Origin of the sequence: Paenibacillus sp. FSL H3-0321 (assembly GCF_038002865.1) — a bacterium.
Taxonomy (GTDB): Bacteria; Bacillota; Bacilli; order Paenibacillales; family Paenibacillaceae; genus Paenibacillus_AQ.
Genome location: NZ_JBBODH010000001.1, coordinates 1938540 through 1963979, shown reverse-complemented (window position 1 = coordinate 1963979; position 25440 = coordinate 1938540). Strand labels below are relative to the sequence as shown.

At 48.6% G+C, this 25440-nt stretch carries 14 protein-coding genes; 13 read left to right on the top strand and 1 reads right to left on the bottom strand.

What is annotated here, in order from left to right; translation table 11 throughout:
- Position 1: 1 nt before the first annotated feature.
- A complete protein-coding gene (locus tag MHI45_RS08735) occupies positions 2–337 on the top strand; it encodes a hypothetical protein (RefSeq protein WP_076114459.1) in 336 nt (111 codons plus the stop codon).
- A 425-nt stretch (positions 338–762) separates the two neighbouring features.
- Here the strand turns inward: MHI45_RS08735 and MHI45_RS08730 are convergent, their stop codons facing one another.
- Positions 763–1671: an AraC family transcriptional regulator gene (locus tag MHI45_RS08730; RefSeq protein WP_076113819.1), complete on the bottom strand. Its 909-nt coding sequence runs from the start codon at positions 1669–1671 to the stop codon at positions 763–765.
- 178 nt (positions 1672–1849) lie between these two features.
- Here MHI45_RS08730 and MHI45_RS08725 point away from each other — a divergent pair, with 178 nt between their 5' ends.
- From MHI45_RS08725 to MHI45_RS08670, 12 genes are all read left to right on the top strand, one after another.
- Complete coding sequence (locus MHI45_RS08725; RefSeq protein ID WP_341118970.1) at positions 1850–4075, top strand: glycoside hydrolase family 52 protein; 2226 nt, start codon at positions 1850–1852, stop codon at positions 4073–4075.
- A 40-nt stretch (positions 4076–4115) separates the two neighbouring features.
- On the top strand, positions 4116–6191 hold the full coding sequence (locus tag MHI45_RS08720) for an alpha-glucuronidase family glycosyl hydrolase (protein ID WP_076113817.1): 2076 nt from the start codon (positions 4116–4118) through the stop codon (positions 6189–6191).
- Positions 6192–6203: 12 nt separating this feature from the next.
- On the top strand, positions 6204–7289 hold the full coding sequence (locus MHI45_RS08715) for an NAD(P)-dependent alcohol dehydrogenase (protein WP_076113816.1): 1086 nt from the start codon (positions 6204–6206) through the stop codon (positions 7287–7289).
- A 48-nt stretch (positions 7290–7337) separates the two neighbouring features.
- Positions 7338–8132 (top strand): Nif3-like dinuclear metal center hexameric protein, encoded by a 795-nt coding sequence (locus tag MHI45_RS08710; RefSeq protein ID WP_076113815.1) that lies wholly within the window; start codon positions 7338–7340, stop codon positions 8130–8132.
- Positions 8133–8361: 229 nt separating this feature from the next.
- A complete protein-coding gene (locus MHI45_RS08705) occupies positions 8362–10650 on the top strand; it encodes an AraC family transcriptional regulator (protein WP_076113814.1) in 2289 nt (762 codons plus the stop codon).
- Positions 10651–10823: 173 nt separating this feature from the next.
- Positions 10824–12419 (top strand): extracellular solute-binding protein, encoded by a 1596-nt coding sequence (locus MHI45_RS08700; protein WP_076113821.1) that lies wholly within the window; start codon positions 10824–10826, stop codon positions 12417–12419.
- Between the two features lie 79 nt (positions 12420–12498).
- Positions 12499–13407, top strand: coding sequence for an ABC transporter permease (locus tag MHI45_RS08695; protein WP_076113813.1), 909 nt, complete (start codon positions 12499–12501; stop codon positions 13405–13407).
- Positions 13408–13420: 13 nt separating this feature from the next.
- Positions 13421–14299 carry a carbohydrate ABC transporter permease gene (locus MHI45_RS08690; RefSeq protein ID WP_076113812.1) on the top strand — a complete coding sequence of 293 codons (879 nt, stop codon included), beginning with the start codon at positions 13421–13423 and terminating at the stop codon, positions 14297–14299.
- Between the two features lie 44 nt (positions 14300–14343).
- Entirely contained in the window at positions 14344–17820 is a 3477-nt protein-coding gene (locus MHI45_RS08685) for a glycoside hydrolase family 2 (protein WP_076113811.1), read from the top strand.
- 681 nt (positions 17821–18501) lie between these two features.
- Complete coding sequence (locus MHI45_RS08680; protein ID WP_341159859.1) at positions 18502–22065, top strand: alpha-amylase family glycosyl hydrolase; 3564 nt, start codon at positions 18502–18504, stop codon at positions 22063–22065.
- Between the two features lie 189 nt (positions 22066–22254).
- Positions 22255–22770, top strand: coding sequence for a hypothetical protein (locus tag MHI45_RS08675; RefSeq protein WP_076113809.1), 516 nt, complete (start codon positions 22255–22257; stop codon positions 22768–22770).
- A 611-nt stretch (positions 22771–23381) separates the two neighbouring features.
- Entirely contained in the window at positions 23382–25343 is a 1962-nt protein-coding gene (locus tag MHI45_RS08670; protein ID WP_341159858.1) for a serine hydrolase, read from the top strand.
- The last annotated feature ends 97 nt before the right edge of the window (positions 25344–25440 follow it).

The following is a 25440-nucleotide window of genomic DNA, read 5'->3' as shown; positions in this document are numbered from 1 at the left end:
AATGAACTGGGTAAATGAACAAATCTATCATACCGGGTATGGCCCTGGAATTGTCGTCAGCCATATCGACGGACGGATAAGCGTGTTATTTTCTGACGCCATTGGTGAAAAAAGCTTTCTGTACCCGGAAGCCTTTGAGCGCTATTTGAAAACAGCCAATCCTTCTTTTCAGGAACAAGCTGCTGCAGATTTACAATTGAAAATGGAGCAGGTGGCGGCAGAAAAGATCCGCCAAGAGCAGCTTCGTATAGAAGAAATCCATAAGCTGGCTGAGGAAAAGCTGGCAGCAAAGAGCAAAGCCCGCAAGAAAGCAGCGCCGCGGAAGAAGAAAATTTAATCACTATATAGATTGAACTTATAATTCTTCTATTTTGGGATTGGCCGAGACTACAGAGAATGTTTGGACTTCCGGCCGCTGTTAGGTTTGGATTTCCTGAATTTAACCGCGATTCGCGGTAGAAATCCAAACCTAAAGGCGGACGCTATCGCTCCTACAGTTCCAAAATTCCCCTCCGCACTTTTCCCTAATTGTATATTCTCAAGTTCAATCTATATAGTTGTCAGAATTCCCCCACTTCTAAAGTGGTGGGATGAATGTCAAGGGTCTTCTTTCTTCATCCTATATTGTATATACAAAGAAATCGCTTCTTTTTGAGATGGTTGGTGGCACTTCCATGATACCAAAAAGGGCGATTTCTTTTTTTGCGTTTTTTTAAGATTGCATAAACTTGTTCTGCTCAAAAAACCCGGGGTGTCCCAAGCTTATTCGTCCGTTGATCCCCGATACTCGCGCGGTGATTTGCCGTACCAGCGTTTGAATTGCCGGCTGAAATGGGCAATATCACGGTAACCCAGAATACCCGAAATCTGGCTCACGGATAAGCTGGGGTCATCCAGAAGTACCTTTGCTTCATGAAGCATTTGCTCAGACAGAAAGACTCTGGGCGACATGCCAAAGACTTGCCGGAATACACGGTAACAATGTGAGGCGCTGATCCCAAGCTCTGCAGCAATGTCATCAATGCCGTAATGGCTGTCGTAAGGCAGTTCCAGCTTGAATTGCTGATAGACCAGTCCCTGCAGGCGGCTGCGGATCTGGTGGGCAAGCTCTACCTTCTCATAAGTAGTGGACGAAGATAAATGAGCATCAATGGAAAAGGCCTCCCACAGCTGGGCGAACAGATCGAAAACTGCGGACTGCAGCCGCATTCGCTGGGACATCGTAATATCTCCGGCAATTGACTTTGAAATCTCCACCAGTTTAGAGAGAACCGGACCTAATTTATGGGCAATCGTGCTGTCAGATTCAAAGAGAACATGGTTCAGGCGGCTCAGCAGGGAGATCAGGATCTTGTCATCGATATCAAAATGAATGCAGAAATAGGTGAAGGGCTTGCCATTGCCGCTTTGACTGGAATGTGAATCTCCGGGCCTTAGCAGGACCAGATCTCCGGCCCGCTGAGTATAGCTGTGATTATTTACGATAATCAGCTGTTCTCCTTCAAGCACATAATTAAATTCGTATTGAGGGTGAGCATGGACGGGATAATCCCACTCTCCACTTACCTTTCGCAAATGCATACCGAACAGATTAAGGGTTGTTTTTACATCCGGTATAATCGTTTCGCTGATACTTTGTCCAAGTACAGGCGGCAGAAATGCTGAAACCACAAGAAGCCCCCCCGATTGTTTGAGTTCTGTTTTGTCTATATCAGTATATCTGAGTTCTGCTTGATTTGGGTAAATAAATGCTCGATTTGACAATGTTCCCGGCTGCCGGACCCATGATAGGATGAACAAGAACAAGCAGAACAAGGGAGCTTAAGCAGAGCTTCGGAAAGGAGTCTTTATGACAAAAGCCAATGTATTCTATAATGTTCAGCACTCGCCAATCGGTGCCTTTGCCAGTTTCACTTTAGGCTTCAAAGGGAAGAATGGAGGACTTGGACTGGAGCTGGGCAAACCTGCCGACCAGAATGTATATATTGGATTTCAGTCCGGAGATGGAGAATGTTATGAGGTGTTGCCCTTTTTCGAGCATGTGGAAGATGCCGGCGCCAGATATGATATAGAGAAAGCGGAGGATTCCGCTGCGAACGAATTGCAGCAGGTGTTCCCGACTTCGCCGGGTGGAAACGACAGGGATAAGCCGAGCGGCTGGTATCAGCCCTCCCAAATAGTTATGAAAGCGTTTGACGATGACAAGATTGCCAGAACGCTGGGAACGGAAACGGATACCTGGACTGCTGGCGACCCCACCTTTACAATTTACTCACCCGTCCGCTCCGTGCCAGATCCGGCCTCAGCTGATGAAGACGAGCTTAAAGCTGCCATTGTGCCAGCCGTATTTGCTGAATTGACCCTCGATAATACGAAAGGCACCAGTACAAGAAAAGGATTCTTCGGGTATGAAGGCGGTGATGCCTACAGCTCCATGCGCAGACTTGGCGATACAAGCGGAGGAGCTTTTGAGGGTATCGGACAAGGACGGCTGACCGCCATTGCCTGCAAGGCTGAGGGGATTCAAGCCGCCCTCGGATTCACAATGGAGAAAGTACTTGAAGAACCACTGGAACATAATCTCGCTTTTGGACTGGGTGGAACAGGAGCTGTGCTGATGGAGGTTCCTCCGGGAGAGAAGCGAACATACCGCTTCGCCATTTGCTTTTACCGCGGAGGGCTGGTTACAACCGGAATTGATGCCAGCTATGCGTATTCCCGTTATTTTGAGAATATTGAATCCGTAGCCAGCTATACGCTGGAGAATATGGATCGCTTAATCCAGTCCTGTATATCGGCCGATGCCTGGATTGATTCAGCCAAGCTGACAGAAGATCAGTCCTTTATGCTCTCGCATGCGATTCACAGCTATTATGGCAGCACGCAGCTTCTCGAAGCTGACGGGAAGCCCATTTGGATCGTAAACGAGGGCGAATACCGGATGATGAATACGCTCGACTTAACGGCCGATCAGCTGTTTTTTGAGCTGGTGATGAACCCCTGGACGGTGCGCAATGAACTGGAATTGTTCGTCAGCCGCTACAGCTATGAGGACAAGGTGGTATTCCCGGGCGGTACGGAGGAATATCCCGGGGGGATTACCTTCACCCACGATATCGGCGTAGCCAATGTTTTTTCACGCCCCCATTATTCGGCCTATGAGAAGGCGGGACTTACGGATTGTTTCTCGTACATGAGCCATGAGGAGCTGGTCAACTGGCTGTGCTCGGCGCTTGTCTATATTGAACAGACGAAAGACCGCGAATTCGTGGAGAATATGCTGCCTGTGCTCCGTTCCTGCTTGGAGAGCATGCTGAACCGTGATCATCCTGACAGCAACTTGCGCAATGGACTGATGGGACTCGACAGCAACCGGACTCAAGGCGGCGCAGAGATTACCACGTACGACAGTTTGGATACTTCGCTTGGGCAGTCCCGCAATAATATTTACATGGCGGGCAAATGCTGGGCGGCTTATGTAGCACTGGAGAAATTGTTCAGAGAAGAAGGAGCGGCTGAGCTGTCAGCGGATGCCGGACTGCAGGCTGACAAATGCGCCGCGTCCATAGCTTCACAGTTGAACAGCGAAGGATACATTCCGGCCATCATCAATGAAGACAACCATTCCTGCATTATCCCGGCGATTGAAGGGCTTGTGTTCCCGCTCTTCACCGGCTGTGAAGAAGCGCTCGATCCAAATGGCAGATTTGCCGATTATCTGAGTACGCTGAACACTCACTTGAACAATGTGCTGGTTCCGGGAGTTTGCCTTTTTGATGACGGAGGGTGGAAACTCTCGTCTACAAGCAACAATTCATGGCTGAGCAAAATCTATCTATCCCAGTTCATCGCCCGGGAAATTCTGCATCTGCCCTGGGATGAACGCGGACTCGCGGCCGATGCGGCACATGTCAGCTGGCTGCTCCATCCCGAGCTTTCGTACTGGTGCTGGAGTGACCAAATATTATCCGGCCTAATCGGCGGCAGCAAGTATTATCCACGGGGTGTAACTGCAATCCTGTGGCTGGTTGAGGGCACAGGAAACCGGTCGCTGACCCGGGAAGCTGTACGCTAAGACAAATTACTTCAGGCCAGAATAAGGAGGAATTCTGCATATGAAAGCATCCAACGGTAATAAACATACTCTTGCTGACAGTGGATACACTGCCTGGTTAAGCTATCCGGTGCTGCCGCAAGGGAACGCATATAATCAATATGTGAAATGGTGCGGGGCCGTGAAGGTTGCCGAAGAGAACGATACGGTTCAGGCTGCGCTTCAGGAATGGCAAAGAGGTATTGAATCAATGCTGGGCATAAAGGTGTCATCCAAACCGGATGGGCTGTGTATTGCCATCGGCACCTTCCAGGGAGGAAATGAATTAATTTCCGGTGTGTTTGCTGAAGATACCCTTGCAAAGGTGGGCCCCGAAGGTTTTGCGATCCGATCCAGTGAAGAAAATGACTGCATTGCAGTAGGCGCTTCATCACCGGCGGGTGTTCTCTATGGTGTATTTCACCTGCTGCGCCTGATCGGCAGCCTGCAGAGCATTGAAGGGTTGGACGAGGTAGTCAATCCGGTGAACGGGCTGCGGATGATCAACCATTGGGATAATTTTGACGGCAGTGTGGAGCGGGGATATTCGGGAAGATCGTTTTTGTACGAAGACAACCGTTTTACTCGCGACCTGGAGCGTATCCGCGATTATGCGCGGTTGATGTCCTCGGCAGGCATCAACGCCATTGCCATCAATAATGTGAATGTTCATGCACTTGAAACGCTGTTTATTTCGAAGTACCTGCCCGACGTTTCAAGAATCGCCGATGTGTTCAGGCTGTATGGGATCAAGCTGTTCCTGAGCGTTAATTTTGCCGGTCCGATGCATGAAGGAGAAGTAGGGACAGCCGATCCCTTGGACCCTGAAGTACGCAAGTGGTGGCAGAGTAAAGCAGCCGAAATCTATGCAGCCATTCCCGATTTTGGCGGATTTGTGGTCAAGGCCGATTCGGAGAACCGCCCGGGTCCGTTCACCTATGGCCGGGACCATGCCGACGGGGCCAACATGCTGGCCGAAGCGCTTGAACCGTTTGGCGGAATCGTGATCTGGCGCTGCTTCGTCTATAACTGTAAGCAGGATTGGCGGGACCGCAAGACCGACCGGGCCAGAGCAGCCTATGACCATTTCAAACCGCTCGACGGCAAATTTAATGATAACGTGATCCTGCAGATCAAGAACGGCCCGATGGATTTCCAGGTCAGAGAACCTGTATCGCCACTGTTCGGGGCGCTGGAGCGGACCAATCAGGTGATTGAATTCCAGATTGCCCAGGAATATACCGGCCAGCAGCGCCATGTCTGTTATCTGGTCCCCCAATGGAAAGAGATCATGGAATTCAACACCTATGCCAAAGGAGAGGCTTCCCCTGTAAAGCATATCGTGGATGGATCACTATGGGGCAACCGTTACAGTGGTATTGCAGCGGTTTCCAATGTGGGCAATGACAAGAATTGGACCGGCCATCTGCTGGCACAGGCGAATCTGTACGGATACGGACGTCTGGCCTGGAATCCGGAGCTGACGGCAGAGCAAATCGCCAGTGAATGGATCTCGCTGACCTTTGGCACAGACCCGGTAGTATCAGGCGTAATTAGCCGGATTTTGCTTGATTCGTGGGAGATTTATGAATCCTACACGGCACCGCTGGGCGTAGGCTGGATGATCAATCCGGAGCATCATTATGGACCTAATGTCGACGGCTATGAATATTCGCAGTGGGGCACCTATCATTATGCCGACCATCGGGGAATCGGCGTAGACCGGACGGTTAAGACAGGCACCGGCTACAGTGCCCAATATTTAGGCAGCAATGCTGAGCACTATGATTCTCTGGAGGAATGCCCCGATGAATTGCTGCTGTTCTTCCACCATGTTCCATATACCCATATACTTCATTCCGGGAAAACCGTGATCCAGCATATTTATGATGCCCATTTCGAAGGTGCGGAGCGTGCAGCAGAGCTGCTGTCGATGTGGACCAGTCTGAAGGACAAGGTTGCAGAAGGTCTTTACCTGCAGGTGGAGAACCGCCTGAAGGAGCAGGCCGGTCATGCCAAGGAATGGCGCGACCAGATCAATACGTACTTTTACCGGAAGAGCGGCATCGAAGATAACAGCGAACGAGTCATTTACTGAGGGGGAACGGACATGAGCAAGCATTCACAAGTCACAAGACAAGATAAGCTGCCCTTGACCATGAAAGCAGCGGTCATGGACAAACCCGGGAGCATCGTAATTAAGGAAGTGCCGGTACCGGAGGTTGGAGATCATGAAGTGCTCGTCCAGGTTATGGCCGTTGGCGTATGCGGCTCGGATCTGCACTACTATGAGCATGGCCGGATTGGGCGGTTTGTAGTAGAGAAGCCGATTATTCTGGGGCATGAATGTGCAGGAGTTATTGTTGCCGCAGGAGATAAGGTAACCAAAGCAGTCATCGGAGACCGTGTTGCAGTTGAACCGGGAGTGACCTGCGGACACTGCAGCGCCTGCAAGGCTGGAAGATACAATCTTTGCCCCGATGTCCAGTTCCTTGCGACACCTCCTGTAGACGGAGCATTCGTACAGTATCTGGCGATCCGCGAGGATATGGTGTTCAGGATTCCAGATCATTTGTCTTTTGAAGAAGCGGCTTTAAATGAACCCTTCTCGGTAGGCATCCACGCGGCCAAACGAAGCCGGCTGCAGGCAGGTGAGACGGTGGCGATCATGGGGATGGGGCCTGTCGGGCTGATGGCGGTTGCGGCAGCCAAATCCCATGGGGCCTCCCGGATCATTGTGACCGATCTGGAGGAGGTCAGACTGGAGGCGGCGCTGCGCCTTGGAGCGACGCATGCGATCAATATCAGGAAAGAGGACGCGGTAGAGACCATCAAGCAATTAACGGATGGGGCGGGCGTAGATGTGGCCTGGGAGACTGCCGGTAATCCGATGGCGCTGCAGTCGGCACTGTATTCCATACGGCGCGGTGGAAGGCTGGCTATCGTAGGTCTGCCGGCACAGGATGAGATACCGCTTAATGTGCCCTTTATTGCGGATAACGAAATAGACATTTACGGCATCTTCCGGTATGCCAATACGTACCCCAAAGGAATCGAATTTTTGGCTTCGGGAGACGTGGACGCAGGTGTGTTAATTACAGACCGTTACACGTTGGCAGAAACCCGCGAAGCGCTCGAACGGGCCATTCATAACAAAAGCGGCAGCCTGAAGGTTATTGTATATCCCAATGAATAGACCTGAGTCTCGATGAAGCTTATGCTCACAAAACATTAGGAGGGCATAATGACACCTACTTTCGGATGTATTATAGATAAATTAACGGCAGGAATTGCTAGGCCGGACGGAACTGTAGACAAGCTGGAGCCAGGGTGCCTGGAGACGAAGGTGCAGGGAATCGTTACAGCCTTCTCCGCTTCACAGTATGTCATAGAACAGGCTATTGCCTTGGGGGCCAATTTGATCATCACGCACGAAGGCGTTTTTTTCAGTCATCAGGATCACCGGGAATGGCTCATGCATGACCCTGTATATAAGCAAAAAGCTGATCTGATCGCAGGCTCGGGACTGGGAATTTACCGGTTTCATGATTACCTGCACCGCTATACACCGGATGGGATCATTGAAGGCCTTCTCCGGGCGCTTGATTGGCAGAAATATGTTTCGTCACATCAGCCCTCTGCCTCCATTCTGACTATGCCTGCTATGAAGGTTGCGGAGGTTGCAGAATATCTGAAACGGCAGCTTCAAATTCCTTACTTGCGTGCAGCAGGCAGCCTCTCAACTTCATGCCGCAGAGTAGGAATACTGGTCGGTTACAGGGGCAGCGGTGCCACGGTGATCCCCTTATTTGAACAAGAGTCCCTCGATTTAATCATAGCCGGAGAAGGTCCGGAGTGGGAGACTCCAGAGTATATAAGAGATGCAGCCCATCAAGGGCGGGAGAAAGCCTTAATTATGCTGGGCCATGCAGAGAGTGAAGCGCCCGGCATGAGTTATCTGGCAGAGCGGCTGTCATCGCAGTTTCCACAGCTTCCGGTCCACTTTGTTAAAGACCAGCCGGTGTTTCAAATCGTATAAAGCCCGAAGCCTCTTTTGAAGCAATAGGACGGAGGAACAGCCTGTTCACTCCTTGTATCCTCCTGCCGACAAAGAGGTTTTGAGTTTTCACTGCAATATGCTATTGCAAAAGCGGAAGTTTACAAATAATCAATCAGGTTCATTTTGTAGATTGCCCTCCGGGTCATTTATATATATAGTTGAAATCTAGCAAGGACAAAGGCAAAGACACCATAAGGGAGTGCGGAATATGAAGCAAAAAAAGTTGATGTTCAGCAAAAGTGTGGCCTACAAATGGATTGTCTCCTATGCTGTGATTATGCTTATTCCGCTTATTGTTAGCGCTATCATATACCTGCAAACTAAACAAATCGTTGAATATGAAATTGAGCGGGCAGGCCATGCAATGCTGAAGCAGATGCAGAATACGGTCGACAGTGAAATTGATCAGGCTGAGAAGATGGCTATGCAGTTGTCCATTCATAATGATGTGAATAAATACTTGAACATGACAACCATGGAAGAGAAGAGTCAATCCTTTCAGATTTACAAAACCCGTCAGGAGTTAAGCAAATATAAATCGACAAATGATTTTGTGAGCGGAATTTATTTGTATTCAAGCCGTCTGGACAAAGTGCTGACGGATGAGACCTATGTAGACAGTAAAACCTTTTATGAGATGAACCGCCAAATGATCGGTATGCCTTATGAAGAGTGGTTGTCACTGTTGAAGGGTGAGTCTGCCGGAGGAAAGGCATTGCCCCCTTTCACCCAATTCAAACGTTGGGAAACCAAGGTTGTTTTAATGAAGCCTTTCTCAAGCGCCGGAGCGGAAAATGCATTTAAAGGGGCACTTATCCTTCCGCTGAACGGCAGCAAAATTCAAAGTATGCTGAAAAATGTGGATTGGGTCAATAAAGGTGATGTGTATATTGTAGATAAGAATAATCAAATTTTGTTCCAGAACAACAGCCTGGCCGGCTTTCAGAACGTGCCATACACCGAAGAAGGCGGCAAAAAAGCAGGAACCTCTTTCATAAATATCGCCGGAACCGAAAACATGGTATCTTTTATCGATTCGGACACAACAGACTGGAAATATATAAGCGTCTTTCCTTCAAGTGTGTTTTGGGAAAAAGCGCGGGAAATCCGCAATCTGAACCTGTTCGGGCTGCTGCTCTGCTTTTTGGTCGGAGGCGGTGTGATTTCTTATTTTGCCCGCAAGAACTATAATCCTGTACGCGAATTAGTGAATATGTTCTCGGGTGCCAAGGATGAGCAGACACAGCGGGTGCTGGATGAGTTTTCCTTCATCAGGGAGAGCGCATTGGCCACCATCCGTGAAAGGGATGACATTAACAACCGGCAGTTCAGGCAGCTTCGTGTCCTGCAAACCTATTATTTATCCCGTCTGCTTAAAGGGCAGGCTGAAGATGGATTGTCGGTGGAGGAAGCAGCAAGGCTGCATCATTTTAAATGGGATTCTGAGGATTTCGCGGTGTTGCTGTTCTATATCCAGGGCGGGGGGGAAGGCAGTCCTTCACCAAGCCTTTCCAACTTTATCGTTTCCAATATCATCATGGATTTCACCGGCGGGCACCATAGTCTAAGCTTTACCGAAATGGACGGCATGCTGGCAGCTGTAATCAATATCAATGCCGAACGTTCGGCCAGCTGGAAAGAGGATATTGAGGAAGCACTGACCAAAACACTGGAGTTTATTGACCGGAAGTACCGTCTGCAGATTGTTATGGCCGGAAGCGAGCGCCACACCGGACTGAACAGCCTGCACCAGGGTTATCTTCAGGCGCTGGAGGCTCAGGAATACCGGCTGGTGCTGGAAGAGAATCTGTCTATTTGGTATGGGGAAATTGAGCCGCAGGAAACGGATTATTATCTCTCCATCAATGATGAAGTCGTATTTATTAACCTGATTAAAAGCGGGGAGTTTGATAAAGCATCAGCTATGGTGGATGCCATTCTGGCACAGTTTTTCGGTTCCCAGGTGTCCATTGAGCTGGTGAGGTATGCGATGATTGATTTGACCAGCTCGATTATGAAGGCAATTCCTCAAGAGGCCCAGCGGTCCAAGCTGTGGGAAGAATGGCGTCCAATGAAACGTCTATTAGTCTGCACAACACGCGGGGAATTCCGGCAAGAGCTGATGGAGCTGACGCGGATGGCCTGCGGCATGGCCAATGAGAAGCTGACTCTGATGTCCAATACCGGAATTGGGGAAGAGGTATCTGCGTATGTGAAAGACAATTATGCGGATATCAATCTCAGCGTATCTATGATCGGTGCCCATTTCGGCATTACTCCCCAGTATGTATCCAGGTTATTTAAGGAACAAACCGGGCAAGGGCTGCATGATTACATCAGCCAGATCCGCACCGGCGAGGCCAAAACGCTGCTGCAGGAGGGGGTCACTATTGAAGAAATTTCCTCCCGGGTCGGTTTCTCCAGCAGCAGTGCGTTTATCCGGGTATTCAAAAAATATGAAGGCATCACGCCTGGCCGATATAAGAATCTGCAATAAACAAACTGGATCTTCAATTTCCAAAAAGGAGGATAGGGACTCAAAATGCCTATCCGCTTTTTGCGTTTTGATCAATGGATTTTGCATATTGAACATTGTTTGCCCGTATAAATCCGCTTACATTGTAGAGGCAACAAGTCATCAAATCACATTAAACGGAGGTCGTCATGTTGATGAAAACATTCAGAAAGAAAAAAATTCACCACTCGGTTATCCTGCTGTTGGGTCTTGCTCTGCTGTCAGCCGGATGCGCCAATTCAAGCAATGGCAAGAATGAAAGCGCTTCTAACCCTCCTTCCAATGAAACGCCTGCCGCAGAATTCGCTTATCCGATGTCTGGCAGCACGGAGCTCACCTTTATGAACGAACAATTGGGAGGTACTCCGGAAAAACTGCCTATTGATGACGAATATGAAAAGCGTACAGGGATTAAAATCAAGCATTTAGGCGGAACACCCATGACTGACCAGAAATTCAGCCTGCTGCTGGCCTCGGGTGAGCTGCCGGATATTTTTCTGAATACATGGCTGCAGTATCCGGGCGGTCCGGATAAAGCGGTAGAGCAAGGGTACATTCTGAAGCTGAATGACCTGATTGATCAATACGCACCCAATTTGAAGAAGACGCTCCAGGAGCATCCTGAAATCGATAAAATGATCAAAACGGATGACGGCACTTATTATGCCTTCCCGTTCATCCGCTCCGAGGCCGGACGGGTATATGGCGGCCCTATTATCCGCAAGGATTGGCTTGATGAGCTGAACTTGACTGTTCCGGAAACGATTGATGAATGGCATACGGTGCTAACTGCTTTTAAAGAAAAGAAAAATGCAGCTGCGCCTGTAACGTTCCGCACGATGTTCCTGGGCGAACGGACCGGCGGTTTTGCCGGGGCCTATGGAGTGATGGGGAACTTTTATATCAATGACGGAAAAGTAGTGTACGGCTACCTGGAGCCCGGATATAAGGATTATCTGACAACGATGGCCCAGTGGTATAAAGAAGGGCTAATTGACAAGGACTTTGCTTCGATTGATTCGGCAACGGTAGACAAGAAGATGACCTCCAAAGTAAGCGGGGCAACGATTGGCTGGCAGTTCTATATCGAGAAATACAACTCCGCCGCACAGGAAACCGATCCGAACGCCAATTTTGTGGCGGCTCCTTATCCGTCTGCTGCCAAAGGCCAGCTCCCTGAGTTCGGACAACTGGATAATGCCTATGCGGGCACCAGCTCAGCCGCAATATCGGCGACTGCCAAAAATGTCGAAGCGGCGATGCGCTGGCTGGACTACGCCTACACCGAGGAAGGCAGCCTGCTGAATACGTTTGGCGTTGAAGGCACTACGTATACTCTGGAGAACGGCAAACCTGCATATACCGATCTGGTGGTTAAAAATCCGGAAGGCCTCGGCAGTGATCAGGTCATGATGAAATACTCGCACGGAACCAATTTCCCGATGATCCAGCAGGACAACAATCTGCCAGCTAAATATATGCAAACCACAGAGTCCATCGATATCTGGAAGAAAACCAATCATGAAAGCCATCTGCTTCCACCGATTACACCAACAGCCGAGGAAGCTGATGAAATGAGCAGTATTATGAATGACATTAACGCGCTTGTGAAAGAGGTCGAGCTCAAAATTATTCTGGGTACCGAATCCGTTGATAATTACGATAAATATGTTCAGCAGTTGAAAGATATGGGCATTGAGCGGGCACTGGAGATTCAGCAGGCAGCTTATGAGCGTTACATGAAACGGTAGACCCTGTCAGCAGGGGCCGCTATAAATAGGATAAAATGGGCGGCCCCTTCTGAAGTAATGCAGCAAAGGAGAGAAAGTTATGCTGAAATCCAGATTGGGAAAAGATTTATTGCGCAATAAATGGCTCTACCTAATGATTATTCCGGTGGTAATTTACTATTTTCTATTTCACTATGTTCCTTTATACGGCACCATTATTGCCTTCAAGCAATTTGTTCCGGCAAAAGGCATTCTGGGCAGCGATTGGGTCGGATTCAAGCATTTTGAGGAGTTTTTCTCCAGCATTTACTTTTTTCGCGTAATTAAGAATACGGTTTTGCTGAGTTTTTTCAACCTGCTATTCGGGTTTCCCGCACCTATTATTCTGGCATTATTGCTGAATGAATTAAAAAGCCCGCTTTTCCGGCGGATTACACAGACCATCACTTACATGCCGCATTTTATTACACTGGTGGTTGTAGCCGGAATCATCCGGTATTTTACCTTATCCGATGGTCTGATTAATGATGTCATTGCCTTTTTTGGCGGCGCCCGGATCTCCTTCCTGCAGCAACCGGAATCCTTCCGCCCCATTTATATAATCAGTGAAATATGGCAGCAGATCGGGTGGGGAACCATCATTTATCTGGCGGCCATCACCGGAATTGACCAGCAGCAGTATGAGGCTGCCAAGATTGACGGAGCGACGAAGCTGCAGCAGATCCGCCACGTTACGCTGCCGGGTATTCTTCCGACCATTATGATTATGCTGATTCTGGCGCTTGGGAATATCATGAACGTCGGTTTCGAGAAGATCATTCTCTTATACAGTGCCAGTATCTATGAGACGGCGGATGTCATATCCACCTATGTTTACCGTAAAGGGATTTTGGAATTCAGCTACAGCTACAGCGCGGCGGTGGGACTATTCAACTCCGTGATCAACTTCACCATTTTGCTGCTCGCCAACTCTTTCAGTAAACGTGCTAGTAACAACAGTCTTTGGTAAGGGGTGGACAACGATGATTAAAACGTCGCTCGGTGAACGTATTTTTGACATTTGCAATACCATTATTATGGTGCTGCTGATTATTCTGACGCTGTATCCTATGCTCTATATCCTCTTCTCTTCCTTAAGTGAAGGCAACCAACTGATTTCGTTCAATGGCATCCTGCTGTGGCCGCAAGGGTTTTCGCTGGAGGGCTACAAGGCAGTTCTTAGCAATCCTACGATCCTGTCAGGCTTCAAAAACACTCTTTTCATATTAGTAGTGGGGCTCGGGATTAATATGACGCTGACCTCTCTCGGAGCCTATTTTCTATCCCGGGAAGGGGTGATGCTGCAGAAGCCGATCATGTTCTTTATCGTGTTTACGATGTTTTTTCAGGGAGGACTGGTCCCCTTCTATCTGATTGTGAAATCTTACGGGCTGTTGGACTCCTTATGGGCGCTTATTCTACCTACGGCTGTCAGCACCTTTAACTTAATCATTATGCGGACCTATTTTATGGCCATTCCGAAGGAACTGGAGGAGTCCGCATTTCTGGACGGAGCCGGTCATTTTACGATCCTGTTCCGGATCTTCATTCCGCTGTCCATGCCGGTTGTTGCTGTACTGATTCTCTATTATGGCGTGGGCCACTGGAACAGCTGGTTTAATGCAATGATCTTTCTGCGGGATCAGGATCTCTATCCGATACAGCTTGTGGTCAGAAACATTATTCTCGAGAACGACAATGCCAGCATGCTTGGGACCACAACCCTGATCCAGAGCCGCGACGTTGCCGAGACATTAAAATATGCGGCCATCATCGTGACAACGGCACCTATTTTGCTCCTGTATCCCTTTTTGCAGAAATATTTTGTTAAAGGTGTTATGGTGGGAGCATTGAAAGGATAATTAATTGCACTCTGCAATCCACAAACGGGGGGAATCTTATCCATATGAGTATCAAAAGAAAACTGAATGCTGGCTGGCATTTCAGTAAGCAGCCGCTTCATTCGGAGCTGGCGAAGGTAGCCGCTGATGCGGACTGGATGCCGGTTTCGCTGCCTCATGATTGGCTGATCTACAACACTCAAGGGCTCTATGAAAACGGAGAAGGCTGGTACCGCAAAATCCTCACCCTGGATGAAGTGCCAGCCCACAGCCGCCTGTCCCTGCGTTTTGAGGGAGTGTATATGAATTCTACGCTTTATGTGAACGGACATGTGGCGGGCGAATGGAAATACGGGTACTCGACCTTTGAATTTGATATTACCCCTTATCTGATTGAGGGAGACAATACGATTAGTATGCGTGTCATTCATGAATCCCCCAATTCCCGCTGGTACTCCGGTGCCGGGATCTACCGCTCTGTGTGGCTGAAGACTTATCCGAAGACTCACATAGCTCCCGATGGCATTTATATTGCCGCCCGGCATGCGGGCGGCGAAGCCTGGACAGTCGATGTGGACTGCGAGCTGCAGGTGGAAGAAGGAGCGGAAACATCAGGCCTGAAGCTCCGCCACACCATTGTGGACGCGGGCGGAACGGCAATCGCACATGGGGAATCTGCGTTTCCTGCGCAGGGCGGCGGTCTTATCGTTCATGCCCACAGCCGTCTGACCGTGGACCGGCCGGTGCTCTGGGATATCGGCAATCCCTGTCTGTACACACTCCAGACGGAGCTGCTGGATCAGGATGAAGTTACCGAAGAAGAACGGCAAAGCTTCGGATTTCGCAGGGTGGAATTAGACAGTGAGAGAGGTTTCTTCCTGAACGGCAACCATGTCAAAATTTACGGTGTGTGCCAGCACCATGACCTTGGCTGTCTGGGCGCTGCCGTCAACAAGGCTGCGCTGCGGCGGCAGTTCGTTCTGCTGCAGGAAATGGGTGTGAACGCCATCCGCACCGCGCATAACATGCCTGCGGTTGAATTGATGGAACTGGCGGACGAAATGGGCATGCTTATCGTCTCGGAAGCCTTCGACATGTGGGAGCGCAGCAAAACTCCCTATGATTACGCCCGTTTCTTCCCGGAGTGGTGGAAGAAGGATGTGGCTAGCTGGGTACGGCGGGACCGTAACCATCCCAGTCTCATCATGTGGAGTATCGGCAATGAGATCTACGACACCCATGCTGATGCCCGCGGCCAGGAGGTCACAAGGCAGCTGCAGGATGAGGTGCTCTCCCACGATCCCCGGGGCAACGCATTCGTAACGATCGGCTCCAACTACATGCCTTGGGAGAATGCGCAGAAATGCGCCGATATTGTCAAGGTGGCGGGATACAACTACGGGGAGAAATATTATGACCGCCAGCATCAGGAGCACCCGGACTGGATCATTTATGGCAGCGAAACCTGTTCAACCGTACAGAGCCGGGGGATCTATCATTTCCCGCTGGCCCAGTCAGTGCTGGCCGACGATGATCAGCAGTGCTCCTCCCTCGGCAACAGCTCAACCAGCTGGGGAGCCAAAAGCACGGAGGCCTGCATCACGGCCGACCGCGATGCCACCTATTCTCTCGGACAGTTTCTGTGGACCGGCTTCGATTATATAGGAGAGCCGACTCCGTACTTCACCAAAAACTCCTATTTTGGACAATTGGACACGGCAGGGTTTCCTAAGGATGCTTATTACATTTATCAGGCGGAATGGACGGATTACAGAACCCATCCGATGATCCATATTTTCCCGTACTGGGACTTCTCGGGGGGGCAGCTCATTGATGTCCGGGTTTGCTCGAATGCGCCGCGGATTGAGCTGTTCTTCAATGACGTATCCCAAGGAACCTATGACATCGATCATGTCAATGGCCACAAGCTGCTTGGAGAATGGCAGCTGCCTTATGCTCCGGGAGTCCTCCGTGCTGTTGCCTATGATGATCTGGGTAATGTGATCGCTACGGAGCAGCAATCCTCCTTTGGCGATGCCGCCTCTCTGGTCCTGACTCCCGATAAGCAGCAAATTACAGCTGATGGTGAGGACCTGATCTTTGTTACGATTACCGCAGCTGACAAGGAAGGTCTTCCGGTGGCAAACGCCAATAACCGGGTTAGCCTTAGTATAGAAGGCCCCGGACGTCTGGTTGGTCTGGATAATGGCGACAGCACCGACTACGATCCATACAAAGGTGTAAGCCGCAAAATGTTCAGCGGCAAGCTGCTCGCTGTGATTGCCGGCACCCGGGAGACGGGCACGATCACCCTGCGTGCTTCTTCTCCTGAAATGCCTTCCGCCGGGCTGGTGCTGCAGTCCGCAGCACCAGAACCCGGAACTGCTTCGGAAGACCGGTTATACCTCTATGCGTACTGTCCTTTGGAGGTAAGGGAAGAACCGGAAGGAATTCAGAGCAGCGTGGCTGCGGAAATTCCGGTGCGCATGCTGGAACTGATCTGTCCTGAGGGCAATGTCCTTACTGCGGAGCATCCCGCGCTTCCGGTTCGTGTGAAGCTTCATCCGGAGAATGCAACCTTTCAGGATGTAGAATGGCGCATTACCAATGCCGCAGGGATAGATGCCAATATAGCGACTATTGAGGCGGAAGGTCATGAAGCGGTCATTACCGGTCTTGGAGATGGGGATGTGTACATTCGCTGCGCTACTGCCAATGGTGCTGAGGGGATTCGGCTCTATTCGCAAATGGAATTCAAGCTCACCGGGCTAGGCCAAGCTTATCTGGACCCCTATGAATTTATATCCGCCGGCTATCACAGCAGTGCCAGTCTTAACCTGACCAACGGCAATGATCGCGGCGTTGCAACGGCGCGGGAAGGGGAGAGCCGGATCTGTTTTGAACGGATTGATTTCGGCGACTATGGGGCGGATGAAATCATTCTTCCTATTTTCTCCCTGGACAGTGAGGAGTTCCCGATTGAAATTTGGGAAGGCATTCCCGGAGAGCCGGGGGCCGGGCTGCTGTCTAACGTAACCTACCAGAAGCCGTCACAATGGAATGTATATCAGGAGGAAACCTACAAGCTGCCCAAACGTTTGACGGGCATCACTTCCCTCTCCTTTGTCCTGCGGCGGAAGATACATCTGAAGGGATTCCGGTTTGTCCACAAGCGCAAAGCTTACGAGCGGCTCGCCGCTCTTGAGAACAGCCGGGTTTATGGCGACACCTTCAACGTCACGGAGACAGCTATCGAAGGCATCGGGAACAATGTCTCTCTCGTGTTTGACGGCATGGACTTTGGAGAGCAGGCATGTACACGGATTGTAATCTGCGGGCGCTCTGCACTTGAGAACAATACGCTTCATCTGCTGTTCAGCGGTCCCGGGGGCGAATCCAAGCAGCTTGTGGAGTTTGCCGGTTCAGAGGGCTACACAGAGCGTGAATTTATCCTTGAGCCTGTAAGCGGCAGCCGGACAGTAACCTTCTTGTTCCTGCCAGGCAGCCAGTTTGATTTCCGGTGGTTTCAGTTCCGGCCGTGAACTTATAATTCTTCTATTATGGGGTTGGCCGTGACTACAGAGAATATTTGGACTTCCGGTCGCTGTTAGGTTTGGATTTCCTGATTTTAACCGCGAATCGCGGTAGAAATCCAAACCTTGCCCATGCTTTCGAAGCGAGCTTTCCTACGGAAAGCTTTTAGGCGAACGCTACCGCTCCTCCAGTTCCAAAATTTCCCTCCGCCACTTTTCCCTACATGTAATTCTTAAGTTCAATCTATATAGCTCCAAAACGCAAGATACCCGCAAAGGCGGTGGTCTTGCGTTTTTTTATTTGCGCATGTGGAAAGGGGAGGACCGCTGACCTAACAATTGTTGACAATGTAGCTTAATAATCGACAATCGGGACGAATATATCAGAGATTTTTGTAGCTATAGCGACAGATTAATAGGCAAAGAGATTCATTGACCTGGAAAAGTATGGAGACTATAATCATAACAGGAAAATTCATTGGAGATATGAAACTCTGTGTAACGGTGTAGCGGATACTTCCTGAAGACTCTAATTGTAAGCGTATACACATGATGGATCTTTCCAAATTACTACCGGAGGAGGAGATCAATGGATCAATGTTGTTAAATTAGAAGATTTTCTTTTTTTTCTCTTTAATGCAAACGTTTGCGCACGCTGTTCCATTAAATTTAGATCAGGAGGTTGTTTATTTGGCACGCAAAACAGCTCGGAGATTAGTTTCATGGTTGGTTATTTTTTCGCTTTGCTTCAGCTTATTCGGCTTATCAGGAGGGGCTTCGGCCAGCGATACCGATTATACGGTCACCTATACAAGTTCTACAGCGACAGCTGTGACATTGCACTGGACTACTAATAACTGGACGAATACTGTGGACACGGCAATGGCCAGGAATGGGACCACATTTACGGCGAACATCAATGTGCCGGAGGGTGCCACACTAATTTATTGTTATCATATTACGGCCCCGACAGATTACTGGGATAGCAATGGCGGGAAAAACTGGACGGTCACAATTCCGGTTACCGGGAAATACGAAGCCGAGAACGCAGGCTTGTCTGGAGGTGCAAAAGTAAATACAAACCACACCGGATATTCCGGGACCGGGTTTGTGGATGGATACACCGCCTCCGGAGCAGCTGCAACTTTCAGCGTCCAGGCGTCCAGTCAGGCCGCCTATAATGCCACTCTTCGCTATGCGAATGCAACGGGCAGCGCCAAAAACATCTCCATTTATGTCAATGGAATAAAAGTAAAACAGACAACTTTGCCAAGCTTGGCCAATTGGGATACATGGGGCGACCAGACAGAAACGCTCTCCTTGCAGGCCGGAAATAATACCATTGCTTACAAATACGACTCCACTGACACTGGCAACATTAATATCGACTATGTGACCATCTCGCCTGGAGCTACTCCGTCGCCTACCGTAACACCTACATCCACTGCAACACCGACAGCAACAGCAACACCGACACCAACAGCAACACCGACACCGACACCAACAGCAACTGCGACACCGACAGCAATAGCAACACCGACAGCAACTGCAACACCGACACCAACACCAACACCCACTGCAACACCGACGGCAACCGTAACACCGACACCCACAGCTATCGCAGCCGGGGTAACGGTTCATATTAAGAAACCATCAAGCTGGAATTCAGCGATACGAATCCATTATTGGAATCTGAGTCCGGCAACCGTTCCAACAAGCGGGGCATGGCCGGGAATTCTGATGAAGTCGGATGGGAACGACTGGTACAGCTATACCATTGCTGATGCCGCGGGCGCGAATCTTATTTTTAATGACGGCAGCGGTAAACAGACGGGCGATTTGTCCCGCAGTGTGAAGGAGTCCTGGTATTATACGGATAACGTGTGGTATGAAGCCAACCCGGAAATCCCCAAAATTCCAGTGGTTTCAGTCTCTCCTGCGCCGAAAACATACGATTCTGCCCAGACAGTGAAACTTTCCAGTACCAATAGCGGTGATAAAATTTACTATACAACAGACGGCTCAACACCTACGACAGCATCGGCCTTGTATACCTCTCCAATTCAGGTGGCTTCCTCTTTGACCATCAAGGCCTTTGCTGTGAACTCATTGGGTCAAGCAGGAAATGTAGTCTCTTTCGCTTATGTGATTGACTTAAATGCCGATTTTCAAGCCCCGACAATCACAGCGAATTTGCCTGTTGGGCATTCCGATTCCCAGGTCACTGTATCCTTCACGATAAAAGATAACAAGGCAGCAACGACGAGGGCATACTACACAGACGATGGTTCGGAACCATCCGCAAGTTCTAAAGCCTATATTTCAGGCAATGCACTGACCGGCTTGACTGGACCTTCCATACTTATCTCCAAAACCACCACTTTGAAGTTCTTAGTGATAGACGGCGCCGGCAATCAAACCACACAAAGCTTTGTCTACAACATCGGAAAGTCGGGAGATTTCCGGGAAGACAGCATTTATTTCGTGATCACTTCGCGGTTCTATGATGGCGATCCGAGCAACAACGTGCACGCATGGGATGATGCCAAGGCGAATAATCCGGATTCGGACCCGGCCTGGAGAGGCGATTTCAAGGGGCTGATTCAAAAGCTCGATTACATCAAAGCTCTCGGATTCAGTGCCATCTGGATTACACCTGTTGTGGAGAATGCGAGCGGTTATGATTATCATGGTTATCACCCGATCAATTTTGCCAAAGTAGACCCAAGGTATGAATCGGCAGGCGCTTCCTATCAGGAGCTGATCCATGCAGCCCATGCCAAAGGGTTGAAGGTTATTCAGGATATCGTCGTTAATCATACCGGTAATTTCGGTGAAGAGAATCTGTTCCCCATGTTCAAGAAAGATGAGACCAAGCCGGACACCGTTAACAACATGCTCAAAATAACCGATAAGCTGCCGGCAAACTATGATTCCATGACACCCGATCAGCAATATCAGGCAAGACTTGCCTTAATGAAGACAGAGGGAACAAATAATAACATTTACCATACGGAGAAAAGTCTTTCCTGGGAATCTTATACCGTACAGACAGGACAGATTGCCGGAGACTGCGTCGACCTCAACACGGAAAATCCTGTAGTTGACCAGTATTTGATAGACTCCTATAACCAATATATTGATATGGGTGTGGATGCTTTCCGTCTCGATACAGTGAAGCACGTGAGCCGGTATATTTTTAATAAATACTTTATTCCTGCCTGGAAGACAAGAGGCGGTTCGGACTTCTTTATCTTTGGTGAAGTGGCCACCCGCTACAGAGATGTATGGAATAGCGGGATTCCGGCAATTTCGACACCATTTTATACCTGGAAATCTTCGAAATCGTATCCGGGCGATAACACAAATGATTACGCTTCCAATAAAGCGTCGGTTGAACAGGAGTGGGCAGATAACTCGACTACAGCAGGACAGCCTACCTCAAACAATGCTTTCCTGATCGGAAATACCTATCATGCGCCTGACTATTCAATGAAATCGGGTATGGATGTGATTGATTTCCCTATGCATTGGGCCTTCAAGTCAGCACAGGAAGCATTCAGTATGAAAAGCGGTGACCAATTCTATAACGATGCAACCTGGAATGTAACCTACATCGACTCTCATGACTATGCTCCCGACCAGGCTCCTGAAAATCAGCGCTTTGCCGGTACACAGGACACTTGGGCTGAGAATCTCGCTCTGATGTTCACTTTCCGGGGAATCCCCGCCATCTTCTATGGCTCTGAAATTGAATTCAAAAAGGGGTCCGTTATCGATGTAGGTCCAAACGCACCGCTCAGCACAACAGGCCGCGCTTACTACGGCGACCACATTGAAGGCAATGTTACAGTACAAGATTACGGCAGATATACCAATGCTACCGGCACACTTGCGGACTCGCTCAACTATCCTCTGGCCAAACATATCAGACAGCTCAATTTAATCAGAAGAGCGGTTCCTGCTTTACAGAAAGGTCAGTATTCTACAGAGAATGTAACGGGCAACCTGGCGTTTAAGAGAAGATATACCGACAACACCAAAGGCATTGACAGCTTTGCATTGGTTACGATTTCGGGAAATGCCACTTTTACCGGAATTCCGAATGGAACTTACGTGGATGCGGTGACCGGCGATTCCAAAACCGTTACCAACGGCACAATCACGCTGACATGCTCCGGTAAAGGAAATGCGAGAGTGTATGTATTAAACGGCAGCGGCGGAATTGGAGTGACGGGTACCTACCTGAAGTAAACTGCAGTATGTCTTATTAAAAGAAGCACCCTCAGCCGGTATTTCACCGTACTGAGGGTGCTTCTACAATTTTATGCAAAGTAATTTACAAAAAATTATTATAATTGAAAACATTATGAAACTTATCGACTATGACTGGAGTCTATACTTCTAAAATAGAAAACAATGATCAAGTCTGGAGGACTAATCATGAAATATAAAATAAGACAATTACTGGTGAGCTGTTTAGCAGTACTGGTGCTGGGAGGATGCAGCAACGTGTCTAATCATCCGAATAATACAGTTTCTCCTTCTGCAGCAGAAAATGAAATCAATACTTTGATATATACCGATCAGCAGAAGAAGGAGATTCTCGCAGCGGCTCAAAAGGCTGGAGTCAAAACAGTGTATATCCCTACAATTGGCGGTGGGCCGGACGATTCCTTTGAAGGTATAGAGGTGAAAGGGAATACGTTAATCCTTAAATTCCTGCGTATGGCTATTGCTCAATCTGAAGAAGAGATTGGGCCTGCTGTAGAGGGCGGCGATGAAAAAGAAGTGCAGCTTACCGATGAAGTAAACGGTAAATGGATTCCGGAAAATGAAAGCAGCGTGGCCTTTTTATACTTTAAAATAGGGGATACCTACTTGAGTTATTCTTCAGCCAAACCCTTCATCCCCCAAGAGTATGAAGCCTCGGCTCGATCCATGATCCCTCTGAAATAGACAACATAACCCGCCAGGTACTTAACAAAGTGCCCGGCGGGTTTTTTACATTCCAAATGTCGTATCACGAACTCCAAAAACCTTCGGTTAATTGTTATTTTTAGCCGCTCTGTAACGTGAGATTCCCCAATCTATAATAAGCGCTATAAATAACCATGAGAAAAAATGAATGCCATATAGAACATACTGCCAAAGGAGCTCGCTTTTCATAGATTGATGCAACTCCGTCAACTGAGGTTCAAACCATAAAAGTAACGGACTGGTGAAAGCCAGCAGCAAGTTTTTATCATCATTTCCAGACAAATTAATGAAGCAACAGATCAAAGAGAGCAGCGGCAACCAGAAACTGAATTTTTTAAAGAATATAATCCATACCCCCTTCTACATCCTAAATACTACCACAAAATGCTTTGGGCTGAGTTTTTAAGAAACAGTTAAGAATCAAATAAAGATTGTTAAGAATTGATTGAGTAAACTAGAAAGGGTATAGGATACCGATGCAGACAAAGGAGGGAGTTACCAGATGACATCATAGTTGAAACCTATGGACAAACTATTTAGACCCTTTTGCTTATGGAGTGCTAACCAATTCTATGATTAGGAGATTTATGATGAAAAAAATCCTCGGGCTGGCCCTTGCCACCTTGCTTATACTGCCTTCAACAGCACTGGCGAAAGCTGAACCCGTTCAGCGCTCAGACGCAAAGTTGGAACAGGCAGATGTAAAGGAATTTACCAATCAGTTTTTTAAACAGAAAGAAATTCAAGAACAGCTTGTAGGAGCTGCAGTTGTTGTGGTTAAAGATGGCAAGATATTGCTTAATCAAGGTTACGGTTACGCTGATGTTGCCGCCAAGAAACCTTTCGATGCAGATAAGACCGTATTTCGTCTGGCTTCCGTCTCCAAGCTGCTTACCTCTGTAGGTATCATGCAGTTGGCTGAGGCAGGCAAGGTTGATTTGAATAAGGATATACAGGGCTATTTGCCTCATCTGCAAATTCCTAATAAAACAGGGTCCCCGCTTACTCTTAAGCATTTGATGACCAATACTTCGGGTTTTGATTTAGGCGGGTCCGCTGATCCTGCTAAAGCCTACAGCTTGGAGGAATATGTAAAAGTAACAGTACCCACTGTTACCCGTAAACCTGGTGAAGCCTACAGATATAACAATTATGGATTTTCTCTGCTGGGCTACATTATCGAACAGACGAGTGGCTCAACCTTTGAAGAATATATGAAAAAGGGCTTGTTCGAACCCTTAGGTATGGATAACAGTAATGTGCTGTTCAACAGTGAGGTGAAGAAGGCCATTGCTACCCCTTATGATATAACACTGAAGCCTGCAGCACAGATTCCCAATATCCCTGATAGCGGTCCGGAAGGAGGCATGTTCTCAACAGGTAGTGACATGGCGAAATTCCTTCAGGCGATGGTTAACTATGGACAACAGGGTTCTAAACGCATCTTAACGAAAGACTCAGTCTTGGAGATGGAGAAGAACAGTGTGACTATTCATCCTGATATTCCGGGGAGCGGTTATGGTCTGGAGACTATTTATCCGTCGTCTTACAATGGATACACTGTCGTTGAGAAGGGTGGCGATCTACCGGGATTTCATAGCAATCTATGGTTGCTGCCTGAAGAGAAAACGGGAATATTCATTGTGTTTAACAGTGATAAAGGCAACCTCCGGGCCCCATTCTTTGAGCAGTTTATGAACCGCTATTTCCCTGACAAAGGGATAAGTCCTGTGATAAAAACGCCGAAGCCTACGCAAGAGCAACTGCATCCATTCGAAGGGTTATATCGGGATTTGCGTATGCCTGGCTGGACCTACAATATTAAGGCCGGTGACGGAACTCTGATGGTGTCTGATCCCCGGGGAGAGCATGTCTTACGCCAGTCAAAGGATATGCTGTTCTATGATGAGGAGGGAGTGCCTGCCGGCTTCAAAGCGGATAAAGACGGGAACATGGAATACTTCTCTTACAACAAGGAGGGGAGTTGGTCTGAGAAGCTTCCTGAGCCTGCGAAATATTCTGATGTTCCAGAGGATCATCCTTATGCAAAATACATTTATGAACTCGTTCAATTGGGTGTGATTCAGCAGGATCAGGATACATTTAAGCCGGAAGAACCCCTGGCAAGGGGCAAATTTATTGCCCAGTTGTTCAAGTTTACAGATTTCCCGCTTTCTTCAACTCCTAGCCAGTTTAGCGATACTAAGGGTCATCCGTATGAGGCAGTTATTCAGACTGCAGTTGAAAGCGGAGTCGTATCGGGATTTTCGGATGGAAGCTTCCGCCCGGATGAGCCTGTGACCCGGGAGCAGGCAGCAACTATAATATGGAGGCTGGTGAAGCAAAATTTAATGGTTGAACCTGTAAAGGCTGAGCTAAGCGAGGATGTCAGCCCTTGGGCATCTGAAGGTGTACAATTCGTAGTGGGCCTTCATCTGTATGGTCCTGATGTTGCAACGACTAATGGAACAGTACAATATCGGCCAAAGGATATGCTGTTAAATCAAGAATCTGCTGTGCTGATGGGATTGCTTTTTCAAAATTTGTTCTAATGTAAAAGCGATGCTGAAATACAAACAAGACCCGCAGAAGGGATGGATGCCCCCTCCCTCTGCGGGTCTTTAATTTTAGGAGGAGCTTGACCTTGCA